This is a genomic window from Kribbella sp. NBC_01484, from assembly GCF_036227145.1.
Taxonomy (GTDB): domain Bacteria; phylum Actinomycetota; class Actinomycetes; order Propionibacteriales; family Kribbellaceae; genus Kribbella.
In genome coordinates this window covers 1,668,449-1,686,326 of record NZ_CP109437.1, presented here as the reverse complement: position 1 = coordinate 1,686,326, position 17,878 = coordinate 1,668,449, and the positions used below count along the sequence as shown (strand labels likewise).

Sequence of the window (17,878 nt, the reverse complement as noted above, 5' to 3'; positions counted from 1 at the left end):
TCAGTTGTGGCTACTATCGTGACATGCCAAAGATCAGAGACGCCTCCGAGCTCGATGCCGAGGCTTGTGTGGCGATCTACACGCCCTATGTCACCGATACGGCGATCACCTTCGAGATCGAGCCGCCGTCCGCCGCGGAGATGGCGGCGCGGATCGCGACTGCGCAGGCGACCCACGCCTGGATGGTGCTGGAGGACGACGGTCGCGTCGTCGGGTACGCGTATGGCGGTCCGATGAAGCCGCGAGCGGCGTACCGCTGGTCCTGTGAGGTGAGCGTCTACCTCGAGCCCGGACGCCGCCGGACCGGCGGCGGGCGAGCGCTGTACGAGGCGCTGTTCGAGCGGCTGGCCGAGCGTGGGTTCCGGACGGCGATCGCAGGTATGACGCTGCCGAACGACGCCAGCGTCGGGCTGCACAAGGCGCTCGGGTTCGAGTCGATCGGGACCTATCGGCAGATCGGCTGGAAGCTCGATGCCTGGCACGACGTGCACTGGCGTCAGCGTCCCCTCGCCGTACTCCCGGATCCGCCGGAGGAGACCCGCTAGGAAGCCGTCCTGGTCATCGGTGGGCAGGTCCCGTCCGGGGTGGTGACGAGCTCGAAGTGCCACCTCTCGTTGGACTGGGTCTGGCAGAGCCCGAAGCGGTTGCCCTTACGGATCAGCCAGTCGTCCGCGGCGGTCGGGCCGATGTCGACCGCGTGACCGGTGACGTGGTGCGACTCGTCGGGCGTGGAGACGAACTCGAGGGCCTTCTTCTTGCTGCGGTACTTGCGGACCGCCTTGTCCAGCAGCTCCTGCTGATACTTCTTGCTCCGCCATCCAGTGGTGACCTGCATCGTGATGCCGTCCTCCTTCATCGTCTGCTCGGCCTGCTGGACCGCTTTGCGCAGCGCCGGGGCGAGGTTCGCGACGCCGGGCAGGCTGGTGTCGAAGGCGGAGGTATGGTCCGGCAGGACGCCGTCGGCGGCGCCGGGCGGGCCGCTGCGCGCGCCGCGGGTCGCGGTGCTCGGGATGCCGGCCGGCGCGTCGGCGGTCGACGGTGCCGGGTCGCCCTGCGCAGAGACCGCAGTACAGGAGGACAGGGTCAGGCAGGTGACGGCGGCAACGATCGCCAGGGCGGTGAGGACCGTCAGCCGGTATTCGCGTTTGCGGGTGGCTACGAGTTGATCGGTCAGCATGGCCACCAGTCCAGCCGGACCGATGTTGCCGGAGCGTCTGCGTTTCGGCATACGTTTTCGATACGTCCGGCCTGGTTCAATGGTCGGTATGCGGGTGCTGGTCGTCGAGGACGAGGTCTATCTCGCCGAGGCGATCCAGGCCGGGCTGCGGCTGGAGGCGATCGCCGCCGACCTGGCCTTCGACGGGAATGCCGCGCTGGAGGCGGTCACGGTGAACGCGTACGACGTGGTCGTGCTGGACCGTGATCTGCCGGGAGTGAGCGGTGACGAGGTCTGCCGGCAGATCGTTGCGCAGGGCATCAGCTGCCGGGTGCTGATGCTGACCGCGGCCGGTGATCTCGACGACAAGGTGATCGGCTTCGAGCTCGGCGCCGACGACTACCTGACCAAACCCTTCGAGCTGCGGGAGCTCGTCGTCCGGCTGCGAGCCCTGGTCCGGCGACCGGCGGCGGCCGCGCCCACCGTGCTCGAGTACGCCGGGGTCCGGCTGGATCCGTATCGACGGGAGGTGTACCGGTTCGGGCACTACGTGAAGCTCACGCGGAAGCAGTTCGCCGTACTGGAGGTGCTGATGGCCGCCCGCGGTGGGGTGATCAGTGCCGAGACACTGCTGGAGAAGGCGTGGGACGAGAACGCGGATCCGTTCAGCAACGCCGTGCGGATCACGATCTCGGCGCTGCGGAAACGGCTCGGCGATCCGTGGGTCATCCACACCGTCCCCGGCGTCGGCTACCGGGTCGGCGAAGCGTGAGCGACAGGCGGTGAACGCGTGAGTGACGAACAGTTGATGAGTTGGCGGCCGCGGTTGACGGTCCGGTTGCGGCTGACGCTGAGCTACGCGGGTCTGCTGGTCATCGCCGGTGCCGTCGTCTCGTGCATCATCTGGCTGGTCTTCAGGATCGTGCCGAACTACCCACTCAACGGCGCCAACCCGCGCGATCGGCGCGTGCTTCCGCCGTCGCGCGGGGACATCCTCCACCTGGTGGTGACGCTGTCCGGGTGGGCGCTCGGGTTCCTGGCGATCGCCGGACTGGTCGGTGGGTGGTTCCTCGCGGGGCGGATGCTGAAGCCGCTGCAGGAGATCACCGCGGCGGCGCGGAAGGCGGCCAGTGGGTCGCTCGACCACCGGATCGGGCTCACCGGGATCCGGGACGAGTTCACCGACCTGTCGGACACGTTCGACGAGATGCTGGGTCGGTTGCAGCGGTCCTTCGAGCAGTACCGGCGGTTCGCGGCGAACGCCTCGCACGAGTTGCGGACGCCGCACGCGGTGATGAAGACGATGCTGGAGGTGGCGGCCGCCGATCCCGATCACCAGGACGTCCCGGAGCTGGTGAAGCGGCTGGCGGAGACGAATCAGCGCGGGATCGACATCGTCGAGGCGCTGCTGAGCCTGACCGCACTCAACAACCGGTCGGTCGAGCTGGATCCGCTGGATCTCGCGGCAGTGGTGCGGTCCGCGTTGCCGGCGCTCTCCTCGGAGGCGCGCGCCGCCGAGGTCGAACTCACCTGCGATCTCGCGGAGTCGGTTGTCGAGGGCAACGAGGTGTTGCTGCACCAGGTGGTCGTGAACCTGGTGCAGAACGGGATCCGGCACGGCGGCGGCTCCGTCGCGATCACGGTCGCGCCCGGGCGGCTCGTCGTACGGAACACCGGATCGGTGCTCCACCCCGCGCGGATCCGCACCTTTACCGAGCCGTTCGCCAAGGCCCGGTACGGCGCCGGCCACGGACTGGGGCTCGCGCTGGTCGACCGCATCGTCGAGACCCACCACGGGAGCCTCGACCTGGCGCCGATCCCGGGTGGCGGGCTGACCGTCACCGTCGTCCTCCCGACGGCCGACCTGGTCGGCTGACGGCCCTGCGTGGGCTGACCTCGTCGGCGGGCGAGGATGGTGGGGTGAGTGAACACCGCCTGCCCGCTGACCGCTCGACCGACCAGCCGTTGACCGTTCGCCGTGCGGTCGAGGCCGACGACGCCGCGCTGCTCGCGATCGACCGGACCGCTTGGGACGCCTCGTCCGGATTCCCGTCGTACCAGGAGACCATCAAGGACACCTTCTTCGCCCGCTGCGGGCCGGAGGCACACCTGGTCGCCGAGTACGACGGCGAGGTCGTCGGCTACCTCCGGCTCCAGGACAAGTACCCGTTCCCCGAAGGCGCCGGCGTCCTCACCATCAATGGCCTGGCCGTCGCCCAGTCAGCCCGCGGCCGGGGTGTGGCGAGCACGTTGCTGGCCGCGGCCGCCGCGGAGGGCAGACTCCGCGACGCGCGCAAGATCAGCCTTCACCTCCACAGCACCAACACCGCCGCCCGCCGCCTCTACGAACGCCACGGCTACGTCATCGAAGGCACCCACCCGAACGAGTTCCTGATCGAAGGCACCTACACAGCCAGCGTCGACATGGCCAAGACCCTCTGACGAGAAGCCAGGAGGAGCAGGTTCCTCGGTACTACGGGTTGAGGCCGTGCTCGCGGAGCCAGGGCTCCGGGTCGATCGGAGCGCCGCCACCCGGGAGGACCTCGAGGTGGACGTGCGGGCCGGTGGTGTTGCCGGTCATGCCGATCGCGCCGACCTTGGTACCGGCCTGGACGTGCTGACCGACCGAGACGTCGAACTCGGACATGTGGCTGTACGACGTGACCGTGCCGTCGGAGTGCCGGACCTTCACCTGGCGACCGTAGGCACCTTCCCAGTCGGCCTGGATGACCACGCCGGCCATCACCGAGCGCACCGGCGTACCCATCGGAGCCGCGAAGTCGAGACCCGTGTGGTTGTGCGCCCAGCGGCCACCGGCCTGGTTGAAGCGGGCGGTCAGGTGGTAGCCGGTGGTCGGGAGGACGACCTTCGGCGCGGCTGCGGCCGCAGCGGCGGCGGCCTTGGCCTTGGCGATCGCGGCGGCCTTCGCCGCGGCGAGCGCGCGCGCCTTGGCGCCCGCCTTCTTGGCGTTGGCCGCCTTGGCCGCGGCCAGCGCCAGGGACCGGCGCTGCGTCAGTGTCGCGGTCGCGGCCAGCCGGGCGGCGCGCTGCTTGGCGATCTGGTCGGCCTGGGCCTTGCGGGTCGCGGACAGGTCGACCCTGGACGCGTCCCGGGAGCCGAGGTCACGTCGTTCGATCCGGGCCGCGGTCAGATCGCCGGCCTGTGAGGGGTTCAGGCCGGTGGTCGTGGTGGCGGACGGTCCGCTCGCGGAGGAACTGAGGCCGACGGCGGTGGTGCCGGCCGCGGCAGCGAGTGCGGCGGTCAGGCCGATCAGCTGGGTACGGCGTTTGCGGCTTAGTCGGCTTAGTCGGGAGGAACGATGCTTGGCCGCCCGACGCGGTGCATCCGGACGACGCGGTGCCGGCCGTTCTGCTCCGGGCACGTCGAGGTGAGAGGGCACGAGAAACCTTCCAGGGAGGGGCAGCCGTCGCTGGGAGGGGGTGCGACAGCCTCATCGACCATAACGAGGCGGTCCGAGGCCCTCAAACGCAGACTGCCAACAGATGAACGAAATCGCACACACACCGTGAAGGTTTCCTACCGCCGCGTACGCGCTCAGGCGTGAACCCGACTGCCGGGTAATTGAAAGCGGGCGTGATGCGGATCACCCGACTGACGGCGCCGAGCCGCCCCTCCGGACCTGTATAAGCCGTCCACATAATGAGAGCTTTGTCGACCAAGTTACTAATCTTTCAACGCCATCACATACTGGGATGACACGAGCGACGAGAGGAGACGGAGATGACGCGCGAACTGCCGTACTACCGCCTCCACGTCGACCTCCTCCGCGTCTCCAGCGCCCTCTGTCAGCGCTGACCTGAGCTCACCTCGCGCACCTTTTCACGGCGTCCTTCCGGACGCCCGCCCCGCCATGCCCGCGATCCTGCCCAAGCCAGGAGTCCCCATGCCCGCAAGCCCTTACCCGCTACGCCCCACCCCACCATTCATGACCGGCACGACGCTCCGCGTCCACCCCGAGTGGAACGACGCGGCGTCCGTTGTGTTCGTGGGTGGTGGGCCGCGGACTGTCGGGTTGTTGGAGCGGTTTGCGGCGAGTGCGGAGGAGTTGCTGGGCGGGCGGCCGGTGGAGGTTCATGTGGTGGATCCGTATCCGGCGGGTGGGGGGCGGATCTGGCGGCGGGAGCAGTCGCGGTTGTTGTGGATGAACTCGATGACGTCGGACGTGACGATCTTCACCGACGAGTCGGTGGAGTGTGAGGGGCCGATCACCCCCGGCCCTGATCTTGCGACCTGGGTGGCCGGGGAAGGGGCTGTGGTTCTGGAGAAGGCGGGGCTCGACCTGCCGGGGCCGATGGACTTTCCGCCGCGGCTGGTGCAGGCGGAGTACCTGGCCTGGGTCTGGGAGCGGGTCGTGCGAGACCTGCCGGCGACGGTCACCACGCATCTGGAGCGGGCGGTCGCGCTGACCACCGACCATCGAGTGATTCTTGCCTCGGGCAAGGAGATTCGCGCCGACGTCGTGGTGCTGGCGCTCGGCTATCTCGATCGGTTGCCGACAGCATCGGAAGCGGCCTGGGCCGCGCAGGCGGCGGACGCTGGTCTGACCTACATTCCACCCGGCTATACCGCGGACGTCGACCTCGATGAGTTGTGGCCGGCCGAGAATGTCATCGTCCGTGGGTTCGGCCAGGCCTTCATCGACCTGATGGTCCTGCTGACGGAGGGTCGCGGCGGCTGGTACGACGAGTGCGACGGCGTGCTCACCTATCACCCGTCCGGTGACGAGCCCGTCCTGTACGTCGGCTCCCGCCGAGGCGTTCCGTATCACGCGAAACTCGGCTACACGGTCGCCGGAACCAAGCCGGTGCCGACCCGCTATCTCACCGAGGCGGCGCTGGCCGAGTTCGGTGCTGGCGTGCTCGACTTCCAAAGCCAGATCGCCCCGCTCATCGACAAGGAACTGGCCTTCGCCCACTACCAGCAACTGTTCACCGCCCACCCGGAGCGGACCAGGTGGCCATGGGAACGGTTCGCCGAGGCCCTCGACAGTTGGCGACCCGGCGGCCCCGGAGCCGATGACGCATTCGGGGTGGCTGTGTGCGCCGCCGTACCGGATCCCGCGGATCGGTTTGTTCGATCCGAGGTGGATCGGCCGCTGGGTGGGCGGTTCTTCGGGGACCGGGAGCGGTTCGAGCGGTTTCTCACCGGGCTGATCGAGACGGATCTGCTGCGCCGGGCGGATCCGGCGTACTCGGCCGATCTGGCGGTGTTCAACGCGTTGCTGAGCATCTACAGCGTGCTGTCGCAGGCGATCACCGAGGGCCGGTTGTCTGATGAGGATCGGGTGCGGCGGGTGGAGACGGAGTGGCACGGGTTCTTCTCGTTCGTGGCGAGTGGTCCGCCCCCGCGCCGGCTCGAGGAGTTGCTTGCGTTGCATCGCGCGGGGATCGTCCGTTTCGCCGGGCCTGACCTGGAAGTTGACATCGACAACGATCACTTCGTTGCCCGCAGCACCGGGGTGGCCGGGGAGATCCGCGCCCGCGCGTTCGTCGAGGCTCGGCTGCCACGTCCCGACGTCCTCGCCACCACCGATCCGCTGCTGCGGGGGCTGCTGGAGTCCGGCGTACTCGCGGCCGACGAACTGTTCGCCGCGGACGGGACCAGCCTCGGCGGCGGTCAGCTCAAGGCGGACTCGCACTGCCGGGCGATCCAGGCTGACGGCACCGTCCACCCGGCCCTGTTCCTGCTTGGGCCTTCTGTCTCCGGCTCGGCCGGATCGTCCGGCTTCTCCCGGCCGCACTTCAACGGTCCCGGCTTCCGCCAGAACGACGCGGTCGCCCGGCACCTGCTCAGCCTGCTCGCACCGACCGTACGGAAGGAAGAACGTCATGCCAGTTGAGTTCCTGGGGATGGGCGGGACCAACCCGGCCAGCGAGGTGACACCGCGAACCGGTGGCCCGCTGGACCTGGAGTACACCGCCAAGCTCGCCCGCGCGCACGAAGACAACGGCTGGGACCGCATCCTGTTCGCCTACCACTCGGGTTCACCCGATCCGGCTCAGGTCGCCGCGTACGTCGCCGGCCGGACCGAGCGCATCAACCTGGTGGTCGCGCACCGGCCGAACGTCGCCTACCCGACGCTGACCGCGAAGACGTTCGCGACGCTCGACCAGATCAGCGGCGGCCGGTTCGAGGTGCACGTGATCACCGGCGGGTCGACCGCGGATCAGGCCGCGGAGGGTGACTTCCTGGCCAAGGACGATCGGTACGGGCGCACCCGCGAGTTCATCCAGATCCTCAAGCGGGCGTGGACGTCGGACGAACGCTTCGACTTCCATGGCGAGCACTTTCGGTTCGACCAGTTCGTGGCCGACATCAAGCCGCTGCAGCAGCCGCGGCCGCGGATCTCGTTCGGTGGCTCGTCGGCCGCGGCGTATGCGGTCGGAGCCGCTGAGGCAGACATCTTCGCGCTCTGGGGCGAACCGCTGGCGGGTACCCGCGAGCAGTTGTCGACAATCGACAAGGCGGCTGCCGACGCCGGACGAGCGGATCGGCCGACGATCCAGATCGCGTTCCGCCCGATCCTCGCGCCGACCGAGGAGCTGGCGTGGGAGAAGGCCGAGAGCATCCTCGGCCGGATCAAGGACGTGCAGGCGGGCGGCGCCCCGTCCCGCCTTCGCTCGAAGAATCCTGAGAATGCGGGATCGCAGCGGTTGCTCAAGGCCGTCGCGGAAGGCGAGCGGCACGACCGCGCACTCTGGACCGCACCGACCGGCCTGACCGGTGGCGGCGGGAACTCGACCGCCCTGGTCGGTACGCCAGACACCGTCGCGGCCGCCCTGCTCGACTACTACGATCTCGGCATCCGGATCTTCTCCGCCCGCGGCTACGACATCTACGACGACGCGATCGATTTCGGCCGCTACGTGATCCCGCTCGTCCGCTCCGAAGTCGCCCACCGAGAGCAGAACATCCGGAAGGACGTCGCCTCATGACCGTCGTCTCTGATCTTGAGCAGGACTGGCAGACCTGGCACGCGGCCCGCGAACAGGATCTGGACACGGACTACGGCTGGCTGTCCATTGCCGCCTTCGATTGGTTGCCCTCGGCACCGACCGCCCTGCCCGGATTGCCCGGCAGGTGGTGGGCTGACGCCGAACGGGCGCATGTGCGGGCCGAAGGTGAGCTGACGCTCGGCGGTGAGCCGGTGCACGGTGAGACCGCGGCCAGCGTCGCGGAGGCCGGCTCACTGAGCTGGCTGCTGCACGGCGACCGCCTCGCCGAGCTCGTACTGCGTGGCGGACGGTACGCCGTTCGCCAACGCGACCCACGGACGGCGACCAGGCGGGACTTCACCGGCGTACCGACGTACCCGGTAGACCCGGACTGGATTGTGCGTGGGTACTACACGCCCTATGCGACGCCACAGAAGGTAGAGGTCTCCACGGCGCGCGATGACCTGCGTCAGCACGTCACTGCGGTCGGGACTGTGCACGTGGCGCTCGGCGGGTCGGCGTACGAGCTGGTGGCGACGGCAGCCGGGAGTGGACGGCTCGCGCTGTCCTTCCACGACAAGACGAACGGCGAGGAGACGGCTCCTTGGCGCACTGTGACCACGGGGATCGTCGAGCGTGACCAGTCGGTGCTGATCGACTTCAACCGGACCATCAACCTGCCGTTCGCGTTCACGGCGTACGGGACCTGCCCGGCCCCGGTCGCGGGCAACCGACTCGGCCTGCCCGTGACTGCCGGCGAGAAGAAGGTCCGGTGAAGTTCTGTACGTACACGCTGATCGACAACTCGCCGGGGTCGCCGGAGCAGGTGATCGACAAGTTCGGCCGGTACCAGGCCGCGTTCGGGCACGAGCTGTCCGGCATCTCCCTGGAGGTGGCCGGGCTCCCGGAAGACGAGAACCGGGCCTCGATGGAGGCCTTCGTCACGGAGGTGATGCCGGTACTGCGCTCGTCGTACCCCGGCCGTGTTTGGGTTTAGCCGTACGTCGGGTATTGCGGCCAGCCCTCCGGTGAGTCCTCCCACGCCTCCTGCCGGCCGTACGGCGCCAGGTCCAGCATGTTGTTGACGAACAGGATGCGGTCGACGCCGCGCTGGCCGGTGGAGTAGGTGCGGTAGACGTCCTCGCCGTCGCGGAGGAACAGGTTGAGGAGGAAGCCGCCGCCGGCTCCACAGTCGGCGGAGAACGTCGTACCGGCCGAGGAGGCGAACGGCACCGTCCACTCCTTCTGCTTCCAGTAGCCGGCCATCTGGTCGAGCGGCATGTCCGACACGGTCGCCCAGGCGAGGCCGTTCCGGGCCAGTCCGTCGAGGTCGGTGACCTGCTTGGTGAAGTGCGTGCAGCCGGGGCAGAAGTGGTCCGGGCCGTTGTGCATGAACTGGTAGAGCGCGAGCTGCTGGTGCTCTCCGAACAGGTCGCGCAGCGTCACCGGCCCGCCCGTCGACGCGAACGTGTACTCACCGAACCGCACCATCGGCAGCCGTCGCCGTTGCGCCGCGATCCGGTCCTGCGCCCGGGTGGCCTCCTTCTCGGCGGTGAGCAGCTCCGCCCGGGCCTTCTCCCACTCCTCGGCCGACACGACCGGAGGCAGTGCCTTGTTGTCAGTCATGGTTCGTCCTCTCGTCTGGTCCTGACCGTATGACGAAGCCGGGGGCCGAGTTTCGACATCGACCGTCACACGTCTGCTGACCGCAGACGGTGCTTCACCGCCGCGATGCCGACGGGTAGGACTGGGTGCATGCGGATTGCGATCTTGGGCGGCACTCGGTTCATCGGTCGGGCAGTGCTGGAACGGCTGGCGGGGGAGGGACATGAGTTGCTGGTGGTGCACCGCGGGGAACACGAGCCGGCCGGGCTGGTGGACGTCGAGCACGCGCACGTCGACCGGAACGACGGCACGGCGTTGGCAGCGGCGCTGAAGCCGTTCGATCCCGAGGCGCTCGTCGACATCTCCGGGATGAACGCGGTGGCGGCCGACGCGGCTCTGGAGGCAGTGGGTTCGTCGGTGAAGCTGGTGGCGATCTCCAGCTGTGACGTCTACCGCGCGTACGACGGCCTGCACTCGGAGCGGACCACGGACGCCGTGCCGCTGACGGAGGAGTCGCCGTTGCGGACACGGCGCTTCGTCGACGGGCCGAAGTACGAGAACCTGGAGATGGAGGAGCGGTATCTGCCGCGTGGGGCGACGGTGCTGCGGCTGGGGGCGGTGTACGGCGAGCACGACTATCAGCAGCGGTTCGAGTTCGTCCTGCGCCGCGTGCGGGCCGGGCGGTCGCGGATCCCGATCGGGTCGGGGCAGTTCTTGTTCAGCCGCGTGTACGTCGGGGATGTCGCCGCGGCGGTGTCGTTGGCGCTGTCCGGGGATCATCGCGGGGAGGCGATCAACGTGGTGGAGCCGGCGACGGCGCCGTACCGGCTGCTCGCCGAGCAGATCCTGGCGGCGGCGGATGCGTCGGACGTGGAGCTGGTGAAGGTCCGGGACGACCTGCTGCCGGCCGATCTGTCGCTCACCGGGGCACTCAGCCAGGACCTCCTGCTGGACTCGTCGAAGGCTCGTGCCGTGCTCGGCTGGTCGCCGGTCGATCCGGTGGAGACCCTGCGCACGTCGGTCCGGTGGTACCTGGAGAACCCGCCGGCCGATGCGTCCGGCGACTTCTCCGCGGATGACGCCGTACTGGCGTGAAAATTGGTCAGAAGCACTCTCTGGAACCCGGTATGCTTTCCGGGACGGACTGAGGGGCCCGCAAGGTGCGCCCGGCTCGATTTCACATCGGGGCGGCGGACCGTGTAATCTCTCTCCTCGGCCCGCCCCTTTAGCTCAGTCGGCAGAGCGTCTCCATGGTAAGGAGAAGGTCTACGGTTCGATTCCGTAAAGGGGCTCTGAGCACGCCATCTCACCCGGTCCGCCGGGTGGGGTGACGGACTCTCCCGGCGGGGTAGCTCAGGTGGTTAGAGCACACGGCTCATAATCGTGGTGTCGCGGGTTCGACTCCCGCCCCCGCTACCTATCAACGCAGTACCTGAGAGTGCGATCACCCAAGTTGCGCACTCCTGACAAGAAGAGGCAGCAGTGGCCAAGTCAACCGACATCCGCCCGAAGATCACGCTGGCGTGCACCGTCTGCAAGGAGCGCAACTACATCACCAAGAAGAACCGGCGTAACGACCCGGATCGTCTTGAGCTGAAGAAGTACTGCGCCCGCTGCAACGACCACACCGACCACCGCGAGACCCGCTGACCTTCAGCACTTTCGCGAGGGCCGCTTCGGTTTGACCGAAGCGGCCCTTTCGCTGTGCCCGACGAGCACTGTGCGTGTCTTAGACCGTGAGGATCGGGCGGCCGCCTTCGTACGCGGTGAGACGCTCGTCACGCGGCGTCAGGCAGCAGGATCCGCAGAGCGTGCCGGTGCCGACCTCGCTCGTGTAGTAGAGGCAGCAGGTGTTGCGGAGGTAGACGAGCTTCCCGGCCGCGATCTCCACGTCACCGAGCCGCGCCAGACCGCCCGGGGCCTTGGCTACGAAGGTCCGCCAACGCTCCAGCAGGTACGCCGGCTCGACTGTCACTTCCTCGCGGGTCGCAGCGCAGAACCCCATCGCGCACCCCGCCGCCACGCCACCGTGCAACTGGCGCAGACCGGCTCGCGTACGGCGGTGCAGTTCGGCGGACAGAGGTAATAGGTGCTGCTGGAGAACCACGTCGTACAGCGTCTCCAGACCGCCCGGGAGGAAGCTCGCGGAGCGTACGGCGACCGCCGCCAGTCCGTGCCCGTCATGGGGGCGCACCCAGAGGTTGTGCGGGCGGATGTCGAGGACATGACCCTCCAGCGCCCACAGGAGCAGCGCGGTCGCGGGGGCGCGACCGGCGTAGAAGGACATCAGGCTCAGCGCGTTGGCGTGGTCCGTCCGGTGGCCGCTGGCGTCGTGGTCGCGCTTGAGGAGCTCTGTCAGCTCGGGACTGTCCGGCTCCAGGATCCGGTCCACGCGTAGGCACTCGGAGCCCGTAGGTTCGCCGATCTCCAGTCTGTACCGAGGCGCGTACCTGGCCAGCGCCGTCACTGCCGTCACGTTCAACCTTCCCCAGTCGGGTCTCCCGGTGAGTGGGTGGCGGCACTCGGGGTCTCAGTGTGCCAGTAGGCTCTTCCGATATGACGATCGACGCCACGATGGTCGGCCGGAGCTACACGGCCGCCGAGTCCTACCAGGTCGGCCGGGAGAAGATCCGGGAGTTCGCGGACGCGATCGGCGACCCGAACCCGGCGTACCGGGGCGACGACGCGATCGCGCCGCCCACCTTCGCGTTCATGCTCGGGAGCCGCGCGCTGGAGCAACTGCTGACCGATGAGGAGCTCGGCCTGCGGCTGGACCGGATCGTGCACGGCGCGCAGAAGTTCACCTACACCCGCCCGATCAAGGCCGGCGACGACATCGCCGCGACCGCCGCCATCACCACCGTGCGCAAGGCCGGTGACGTCGAGGTGATCATGTACGAGACCGCCCTGACCACGGTCGACGGCGAACCGATCGCCACCTCGACCTCCACGATCTCCCACAACCGGGCGGACGCATGATCGAGGTAGGCACCGAGCTCCCGCCGCTGACCGTCACCCTCCGCCGTGAGGACCTGGTCCGGTACGCCGGAGCCAGCGGGGACTTCAACCCGATCCACTGGAGCGACCGGATGGCCGCCGCACTCGGGCTGCCCGGTGTGATCGCGCACGGCATGCTCACGATGGCGTCCGCGGCCCGCGTGGTCACCGACTGGCTGGACGACCCGGCCGACCTGGTGGAGTACGGCGTACGGTTCACCAAGCCAGTCGTCGTACCGGACGACGACAAGGGTGCGAGCGTGACGTTCTCGGCCAAGGTCGACAAGGTCACCGACGGGCTGGCCGAGATCGACATCACCGCGATCGCCGGCGAGGAGAAGGTGCTCGGCCGGGCCAGGGCGGTCGTGCGCGTCTCGTGAGAACGCAGGTACCCCTGGCCGAATTCACCACCCTGCGGATCGGCGGGCCGGCCGACAAACTCCTCGAGGTCAGCAGCGAAGACGACCTGATCACCGCCGTCCGCGACGCCGACGCCGCCGGGGAACCGGTGCTGCTGCTGTCCGGCGGCAGCAACGTGGTGATCGGCGACGACGGCTTCCGCGGCACCGTGGTCAAGATCGCGACTTCCGGTATCCGGGTCGATGCGGATGCGTGCTCCGGGGCGATGGTCCACATTCAGGCCGGTGAGGACTGGGACGCGGTGGTCCAGCGCGCGATCACCGAGGAGTGGAGCGGTCTCGAGTCGATGTCCGGGATCCCGGGCCTCACCGGTTCCACCCCGGTCCAGAACGTCGGCGCCTACGGTCACGAGGTCGCGGAGACGATCGCGTCGGTCCGGGTATGGGACCGGGTCGACAACCAGGTCCGCACGGTCTTCGCCGCCGACTGTGGATTCAGCTACCGGAACTCCCGCTTCAAGGCCGACCCGTCGCGGTACGTCGTACTCGAGGTCGCCTTCCAGTTGAAGCTCGGCGACCTGTCCGCCCCGGTCGGGTATGCCGAACTCGCGCGAGTGCTCGATGTCGAACCGGGGTCGCGGGCGCCGATGGCCGACGTACGCGAAGCCGTCCTCGGCCTGCGCCGCAGCAAGGGCATGGTGCTGGACCCGGCCGACCACGACACCTGGAGCGCCGGCTCCTTCTTCACCAACCCCATCCTCGACACCCCCGCCGAGGTCCCCGCCGGCGCGCCCCAATGGCCCCAGCCCGACGGCCGCGTCAAAACCAGCGCCGCGTGGCTGATCGAACACGCCGGCGTTTCCAAGGGCTTCACCATCGGCAACGCCGCCGTCTCCACCAAACACACCCTCGCCCTCACCAACCGCGGCACCGCCACCGCCAAAGAACTCCTCTCGCTGGCCGCCCACGTCCGCACCCAGGTCCAGCAAGCCTTCAACATCACCCTGGTCAACGAACCAGTCCTGGTGAACTGCACCCTCTGACGTACCGAAGAACGGGTAGTGGTCCCCGTCCGGCGGTTCGTCACGCGGGGCCAAGCCTGCTCCGACGCGTCGAGCGGGGACTACTACCTGTCCTTCGGTCGCAGCCCTGAAAAGGCCGGCGGAATGTCGGGCGCGGCGGCGGTCAATAGCGCCACTCCAGTTCGTGGTCTTGCATCCAGGCGAGGAGAGGGGCTGCGGTGGCGGTCGGGGCGGCTCCGGTGAGGAGGTCGGTGAGGACTTGGGTGGGCGCTGCCAGGCGAAGACTGGTGGTGGTTTTGCGGGGGCGCGAGTACACGACATCGGTTGACGGCGTCGCGAGTACGACGTTGCCGGTCGCGCTCGGGATGAGGTTCCAGGCTTCGGCGGCGGCGTGGGCGTCGGAGGTGTAGACGGTCAGCGGGTTGGCGGGAGTTGCGCCGACCCAGTGGTGCGCTGCGAAGGTGCCGGTGACGACGTACGGCACGGTGGTGGTCGGGATCCGGTCGAGCAGGGCGCTCAGGCCTCCGACGGATTGCCAGTGGGTGACGGTGTTCTTCTGGTCGAAGCGGAAGTCCTGGCTCCAGCGGCGGAGGAGAGCAGTCCAGTCGGGTACGGCGACGATCGCGCCGGCGGTCCGCGTCACCAGGTCCTCGTGTTCGAGGCAGGTGACGACGCGGTGGATCGTGGGTGCGGGGACCCGGCTGAGGGCGACCAGGTCGTGGGTGGTCCAGACGCTGCGGAAGTCGAGCAGCGCCCGGATCACGCCGGCGGCCGAGCTGTGGGTCAGGGCCGTAGAGGTCTTGTCTGTCACGGACATCTCCTGGTCAGAGCTGACTGGGGACGCCCAGGCGCACTGTGGCGTAGGTCGTCCACTCGTAGCAGTCGTGGTCTCGGTTGAGGTTGATCAAGCTGGCGTGAGTGACGTGCGTCTTGGCGATCTCGCCTCCCAAGGCGGCCACACGTTTCTTCAGTGGCTCGGTGTCGGCGGCCTGATTCCAGTAGCCGAGGGAGATGTGTGGTTCGAGCTCGGGCAGCGCAGGGACTGTGTCGGGGCCCCAGACGTCGGTGATCGCCGCCCGGAGTTGGGCGCGGAGCCAGCGGAGCCGGTCGACGGACTGGGCCGGGAGCTGAAGGCTCTCCACATCGACGATCGCCGGCCCGATGCGGATCTCGAACGGGGGGATGAGTACGAGCCTGCGCTGGGCGGCGTCGACGATCGGGTCGAGGTCCTCCTGCGTGACCTTGTCGGCGAACCCGACGCCCTGCATGGTCAGATGCAGCCATTGCACCGGGACACGAGTGAGACCGGGAAGCGATCTGATCACTGGCTGGTAGGCCGCGTGCAGATCGCTGAGGATCGGATCGTTCTCGAAGGTGATGTGCCAGGTATAGAAGGAGCGCCCGGCTCGCCAGCCCGGCCGCCAATACCAATGATCGCGAACTCGGTCGACCATGCGACCGCTCCTCTCAGCTATGCGGCACCGCACGAGCCCGCTGAACATCGGGCTGCTGCGGTTCAGGTCGGTGGTCATCGGATCCGCGCGGATCGGAAGCCTGCACGTCCGTCGGGTGCACGTCCGCCGGGTGTGCGTCCGTCCGTTGGGAGCCTGGCTGTTGGGGTTTGGGTGGCTCGAGCGGCTTCGGGTCCTTGGCTGCGGTTGCTGCTTCGGGGCGCTCCGACCCCGGCTTGCGGCGGCGGGTGCGGGTTGGGCGGGCGGGGAGGTCGGGGTGCTGGGTGAAGTCGCGGATTTGCTCGCGGAGTTGGCGGGCCTGCGGGGTCCGGGCGTACGGCGCTGTGAGGACCGCGACCTCGCTGATGCGATGGATCAAGGGGCGGACCCGGTATTCGAGGGGTGTGCTGAGGACGGGCTCGAGGGTCTCGGTGGCGCCGTCGAGTTGACCGAGGGTCAGGCGTGCCTTGGCCTGTTGCAGGCGGACCATCCGTTCCGAGCCGAAGTTCCGGACTAGATGTGGGGCTGCCTCGAACATGGCGACGGCGCGGTCCGCGTGACCGAGGGTGTGGCGGGCTTCTCCCAGCGCGAGATATGCGTCTGACCAGATGCCTTCGGCGCGTTCCGGCGTACAGATGAACAGGCCGGGTGGTTCGGAGTCGGCTGGTGTGGCGGGCATTCGTTTGGCCTGGCCGAGCGCGTCGCGGGCGTCGTCTGCCCGTCCGCAGCGGGCGAGATCGACCGCGGCTGCGCTGGCGAGGAACAGGGCCGACGTGCCGGCGGCGTACCGCAGGCCGTCCTGTGCGTACGCCGCGGCGCCGGCGAAGTCGTCCTGCCAGAAGGCGGCGGTGTGCTGGGTGGCGCGGATCCAGGCGCGCAGTACGTCGTGATCGGCGGCCTCGGCGCAGGCCCAGGCCGTCCGGGTGTGGCGCTCGGCGACGTCCGGCCGGCCGAGGTCGACGGACATCCAGGCCAGCAGGGTGATCGCCCAACCGGCGGCCGAGTAGAGGTCGCGGGACTGCTTGGGCGATTGTCGGCCGGCCAGGAGCCGGAACGCACGGTCGCGGACGCTGCGGCTGCGGACGAACAGCGGCCGGGTCGGTGCGCGGAGGTAGTTCTGGGCGATGCCGAGGATGTCGGCATGTAGCTGCTCGACGGTGAGGTCGCCGACATTGGACTGCTCCGCGAACGTGAGGAACGAGATCGACTCGTCACCGGCGTCGCTCACGTCGTCCTCGAGCCCGACGGTCGACGGCAGCGTCAGCTCCGGCTCGGTCACCACCACTCCAGGCGGCGGACTGAAGCCGAGTTCGTTGTCTGAAGCAACGTTCAGGACATAGCGCAGCCCAGAGCGGTACGCCGCGCCAGGCCAGCGAACGGCGCCGCGTTCCAGCTTGGCGATGTAGTGACCGTCCAGCTCGTACCTGACTTCCGTGGTGTCCCACAACCAGGCACAAACCGTCTCGGCGAGCTCCGCCCGGGACATGTGTGCACCCGGCGCGCGGCGCGACGGCGTGTGCTCCCGCGCGGTGCGCAACAACTCGTTGGCCTCTGACATGGCGGTAACTGTAGGTGTGCGCACACCCTCTGCGACCACGAAAATCGCCGCTGTGGACGAGCTGCCCCACGATGCCCCGGAATGCCCCGGGTTGCCCCGGATTTCCCACGGTGTAAGGGCTTTCAGGGCATCGGTCAGGGGGTGTGGGCGCCGTCCCGTCAGCCACCGGGTGGCTGCGGTGCTCTAGCTGAGCGTGATCGGCCGGGGCAGGTCGGGGCAGATGGGGGCAGGCCCGGTCAGATTAGAGTGGCCGCGTGCCCGAGGAAGCCGTGACCACACTGCGCGCCGAGTTGGACCGCTTCGAGCGGGCCGAAGAGGGATTCGCCTTGCTGGAGGTGTTTCTCGAGGTGGCGCGGCCGCGGTTGGGGGCTGTGGTGCTGGATCCGGTGGGCTTGCGGTTGCCGGACGAGATGACGGACGACCGGGCTCTCGTCCAGGAGCTGATCGCGGGAATCGAGGGTGAGCCGCGGGCGAGCGGCCGGGTGGTCGAGCGTGGCTTCGACATGGAGGATGCGCAGGCGCGATGGGACTACGTGCGGCTGGCGTACAGCTCCAACCAGGCGACGGTGTGGAGTGCACGCCACCGCACGACGTACTTCGAGGTCGTTGGGCAGCACAGAGCGACGTACTGGTTGCCGGACAGTCTGAAGGCCGAGTACTTCCAGGCGTTGACCGCTCGGGGGTGGGGCGTTCCGGATGACTGGCTGGCGGCCGTGGCCAAGCGGCCCAAGCCGTGGTGGAAGCGCGGCGGGCAATAGATAGTGGAAGCGGTCG

22 protein-coding genes and 2 tRNA genes are annotated in these 17,878 nt (G+C 68.7%); 17 read left to right on the top strand and 7 right to left on the bottom strand.

The genetic code is table 11. The annotated features are described in order from the left end of the window. Positions 1-23: 23 nt before the first annotated feature. On the top strand, positions 24-545 hold the full coding sequence (locus OG555_RS08240) for a GNAT family N-acetyltransferase (RefSeq protein WP_329482205.1): 522 nt from the start codon (positions 24-26) through the stop codon (positions 543-545). Here the strand turns inward: OG555_RS08240 and OG555_RS08235 are convergent. Next, on the bottom strand, positions 542-1,228 hold the full coding sequence (locus tag OG555_RS08235; protein ID WP_329482204.1) for a M15 family metallopeptidase: 687 nt from the start codon (positions 1,226-1,228) through the stop codon (positions 542-544). The two genes, OG555_RS08240 and OG555_RS08235, sit on opposite strands and share 4 nt — an antisense overlap. Before the next feature lie 37 nt (positions 1,229-1,265). Between OG555_RS08235 and OG555_RS08230 the strand changes: the two genes are divergently transcribed. The 3 genes from OG555_RS08230 to OG555_RS08220 are packed head-to-tail and all read left to right on the top strand — an operon-like array spanning position 1,266 to position 3,598. Next, positions 1,266-1,928: a response regulator transcription factor gene (locus tag OG555_RS08230; protein WP_329482203.1), complete on the top strand. Its 663-nt coding sequence runs from the start codon at positions 1,266-1,268 to the stop codon at positions 1,926-1,928. 18 nt (positions 1,929-1,946) lie between these two features. Further along, complete coding sequence (locus tag OG555_RS08225; protein ID WP_329482202.1) at positions 1,947-3,032, top strand: sensor histidine kinase; 1,086 nt, start codon at positions 1,947-1,949, stop codon at positions 3,030-3,032. A 44-nt stretch (positions 3,033-3,076) separates the two neighbouring features. Further along, entirely contained in the window at positions 3,077-3,598 is a 522-nt protein-coding gene (locus OG555_RS08220; protein ID WP_329482201.1) for a GNAT family N-acetyltransferase, read from the top strand. 31 nt (positions 3,599-3,629) lie between these two features. Here OG555_RS08220 and OG555_RS08215 read toward each other — a convergent pair whose 3' ends face one another. Beyond that, the gene (locus OG555_RS08215) at positions 3,630-4,556 is read right to left on the bottom strand and encodes a M23 family metallopeptidase (RefSeq protein WP_329482200.1); all 927 of its coding nucleotides are present in this window, start codon (positions 4,554-4,556) and stop codon (positions 3,630-3,632) included. A gap of 341 nt (positions 4,557-4,897) precedes the next feature. Between OG555_RS08215 and OG555_RS42775 the strand changes: the two genes are divergently transcribed. The 5 genes from OG555_RS42775 (at position 4,898) to OG555_RS08195 (ending at position 9,109) form a co-directional block, all read left to right on the top strand. Continuing rightward, positions 4,898-4,972, top strand: a complete 75-nt coding sequence (locus OG555_RS42775; RefSeq protein WP_405072118.1) for a putative leader peptide — start codon at positions 4,898-4,900, stop codon at positions 4,970-4,972. 88 nt (positions 4,973-5,060) lie between these two features. Then, complete coding sequence (locus tag OG555_RS08210; RefSeq protein ID WP_329482199.1) at positions 5,061-7,016, top strand: FAD/NAD(P)-binding protein; 1,956 nt, start codon at positions 5,061-5,063, stop codon at positions 7,014-7,016. Further along, entirely contained in the window at positions 7,006-8,112 is a 1,107-nt protein-coding gene (locus OG555_RS08205; RefSeq protein ID WP_329482198.1) for an LLM class flavin-dependent oxidoreductase, read from the top strand. The genes OG555_RS08210 and OG555_RS08205 overlap by 11 nt, the downstream gene beginning before the upstream one ends. Continuing rightward, complete coding sequence (locus OG555_RS08200) at positions 8,109-8,888, top strand: DUF1684 domain-containing protein (RefSeq protein WP_329482197.1); 780 nt, start codon at positions 8,109-8,111, stop codon at positions 8,886-8,888. The genes OG555_RS08205 and OG555_RS08200 overlap by 4 nt, the downstream gene beginning before the upstream one ends. Further along, positions 8,885-9,109: a hypothetical protein gene (locus OG555_RS08195; protein ID WP_329482196.1), complete on the top strand. Its 225-nt coding sequence runs from the start codon at positions 8,885-8,887 to the stop codon at positions 9,107-9,109. Before OG555_RS08200 ends, OG555_RS08195 begins: the two co-directional genes overlap by 4 nt. Here the strand turns inward: OG555_RS08195 and OG555_RS08190 are convergent. Further along, positions 9,106-9,738, bottom strand: coding sequence for a DUF899 family protein (locus tag OG555_RS08190; RefSeq protein ID WP_329482195.1), 633 nt, complete (start codon positions 9,736-9,738; stop codon positions 9,106-9,108). The genes OG555_RS08195 and OG555_RS08190 overlap by 4 nt on opposite strands. A 129-nt stretch (positions 9,739-9,867) precedes the next feature. Between OG555_RS08190 and OG555_RS08185 the strand changes: the two genes are divergently transcribed. The 4 genes from OG555_RS08185 (at position 9,868) to rpmG (ending at position 11,367) form a co-directional block, all read left to right on the top strand. Further along, positions 9,868-10,812, top strand: coding sequence for an NAD-dependent epimerase/dehydratase family protein (locus tag OG555_RS08185; protein ID WP_329482194.1), 945 nt, complete (start codon positions 9,868-9,870; stop codon positions 10,810-10,812). A 124-nt stretch (positions 10,813-10,936) separates the two neighbouring features. Then, positions 10,937-11,009, top strand: a tRNA-Thr gene (locus OG555_RS08180). Positions 11,010-11,059: 50 nt separating this feature from the next. Beyond that, positions 11,060-11,133 (top strand) — tRNA-Met (locus OG555_RS08175). A 66-nt stretch (positions 11,134-11,199) separates the two neighbouring features. Further along, the gene (rpmG, locus tag OG555_RS08170; protein WP_325036947.1) at positions 11,200-11,367 is read left to right on the top strand and encodes a 50S ribosomal protein L33; all 168 of its coding nucleotides are present in this window, start codon (positions 11,200-11,202) and stop codon (positions 11,365-11,367) included. Between the two features lie 79 nt (positions 11,368-11,446). Here the strand turns inward: rpmG and OG555_RS08165 are convergent, their stop codons facing one another. Continuing rightward, positions 11,447-12,193 (bottom strand): hypothetical protein, encoded by a 747-nt coding sequence (locus tag OG555_RS08165; RefSeq protein ID WP_329482193.1) that lies wholly within the window; start codon positions 12,191-12,193, stop codon positions 11,447-11,449. Between the two features lie 80 nt (positions 12,194-12,273). Here OG555_RS08165 and OG555_RS08160 point away from each other — a divergent pair, with 80 nt between their 5' ends. From OG555_RS08160 to OG555_RS08150, 3 genes are read left to right on the top strand one after another with little or no spacing between them, the layout of a single operon-like run. Further along, entirely contained in the window at positions 12,274-12,696 is a 423-nt protein-coding gene (locus tag OG555_RS08160) for an FAS1-like dehydratase domain-containing protein (protein WP_329482192.1), read from the top strand. Further along, entirely contained in the window at positions 12,693-13,094 is a 402-nt protein-coding gene (locus OG555_RS08155) for a MaoC family dehydratase (protein WP_329482191.1), read from the top strand. Before OG555_RS08160 ends, OG555_RS08155 begins: the two co-directional genes overlap by 4 nt. Further along, on the top strand, positions 13,091-14,116 hold the full coding sequence (locus tag OG555_RS08150) for a UDP-N-acetylmuramate dehydrogenase (RefSeq protein ID WP_329482190.1): 1,026 nt from the start codon (positions 13,091-13,093) through the stop codon (positions 14,114-14,116). Before OG555_RS08155 ends, OG555_RS08150 begins: the two co-directional genes overlap by 4 nt. Before the next feature lie 142 nt (positions 14,117-14,258). On the opposite strand, the gene OG555_RS08145 is transcribed toward OG555_RS08150, so the two are convergent. From OG555_RS08145 to OG555_RS08135, 3 genes are read right to left on the bottom strand one after another with little or no spacing between them, the layout of a single operon-like run. Next, entirely contained in the window at positions 14,259-14,906 is a 648-nt protein-coding gene (locus tag OG555_RS08145; RefSeq protein ID WP_329482189.1) for a hypothetical protein, read from the bottom strand. 13 nt (positions 14,907-14,919) lie between these two features. Then, on the bottom strand, positions 14,920-15,549 hold the full coding sequence (locus OG555_RS08140; protein ID WP_329482188.1) for a 2'-5' RNA ligase family protein: 630 nt from the start codon (positions 15,547-15,549) through the stop codon (positions 14,920-14,922). A gap of 13 nt (positions 15,550-15,562) precedes the next feature. Further along, positions 15,563-17,104, bottom strand: a complete 1,542-nt coding sequence (locus OG555_RS08135; RefSeq protein ID WP_329482187.1) for a hypothetical protein — start codon at positions 17,102-17,104, stop codon at positions 15,563-15,565. A gap of 254 nt (positions 17,105-17,358) precedes the next feature. Between OG555_RS08135 and OG555_RS08130 the strand changes: the two genes are divergently transcribed. Beyond that, positions 17,359-17,862: a hypothetical protein gene (locus tag OG555_RS08130; RefSeq protein ID WP_329482186.1), complete on the top strand. Its 504-nt coding sequence runs from the start codon at positions 17,359-17,361 to the stop codon at positions 17,860-17,862. Positions 17,863-17,878 lie beyond the last annotated feature (16 nt).

Coding starts and splice junctions, on each gene's coding strand:
- OG555_RS08230 (WP_329482203.1), top strand. CDS start 1,266: ATGCGGGTGCTGGTCGTCGAGGACGAGGTCTATCTCGCCGAGGCGATC.
- OG555_RS08210 (WP_329482199.1), top strand. CDS start 5,061: ATGCCCGCAAGCCCTTACCCGCTACGCCCCACCCCACCATTCATGACC.
- OG555_RS08135 (WP_329482187.1), bottom strand. CDS start 17,104: ATGTCAGAGGCCAACGAGTTGTTGCGCACCGCGCGGGAGCACACGCCG.
- OG555_RS08140 (WP_329482188.1), bottom strand. CDS start 15,549: ATGGTCGACCGAGTTCGCGATCATTGGTATTGGCGGCCGGGCTGGCGA.
- OG555_RS08200 (WP_329482197.1), top strand. CDS start 8,109: ATGACCGTCGTCTCTGATCTTGAGCAGGACTGGCAGACCTGGCACGCG.
- OG555_RS08240 (WP_329482205.1), top strand. CDS start 24: ATGCCAAAGATCAGAGACGCCTCCGAGCTCGATGCCGAGGCTTGTGTG.
- OG555_RS08235 (WP_329482204.1), bottom strand. CDS start 1,228: ATGCCGAAACGCAGACGCTCCGGCAACATCGGTCCGGCTGGACTGGTG.
- OG555_RS08160 (WP_329482192.1), top strand. CDS start 12,274: ATGACGATCGACGCCACGATGGTCGGCCGGAGCTACACGGCCGCCGAG.
- OG555_RS08155 (WP_329482191.1), top strand. CDS start 12,693: ATGATCGAGGTAGGCACCGAGCTCCCGCCGCTGACCGTCACCCTCCGC.
- OG555_RS08185 (WP_329482194.1), top strand. CDS start 9,868: ATGCGGATTGCGATCTTGGGCGGCACTCGGTTCATCGGTCGGGCAGTG.
- OG555_RS08205 (WP_329482198.1), top strand. CDS start 7,006: ATGCCAGTTGAGTTCCTGGGGATGGGCGGGACCAACCCGGCCAGCGAG.
- OG555_RS08190 (WP_329482195.1), bottom strand. CDS start 9,738: ATGACTGACAACAAGGCACTGCCTCCGGTCGTGTCGGCCGAGGAGTGG.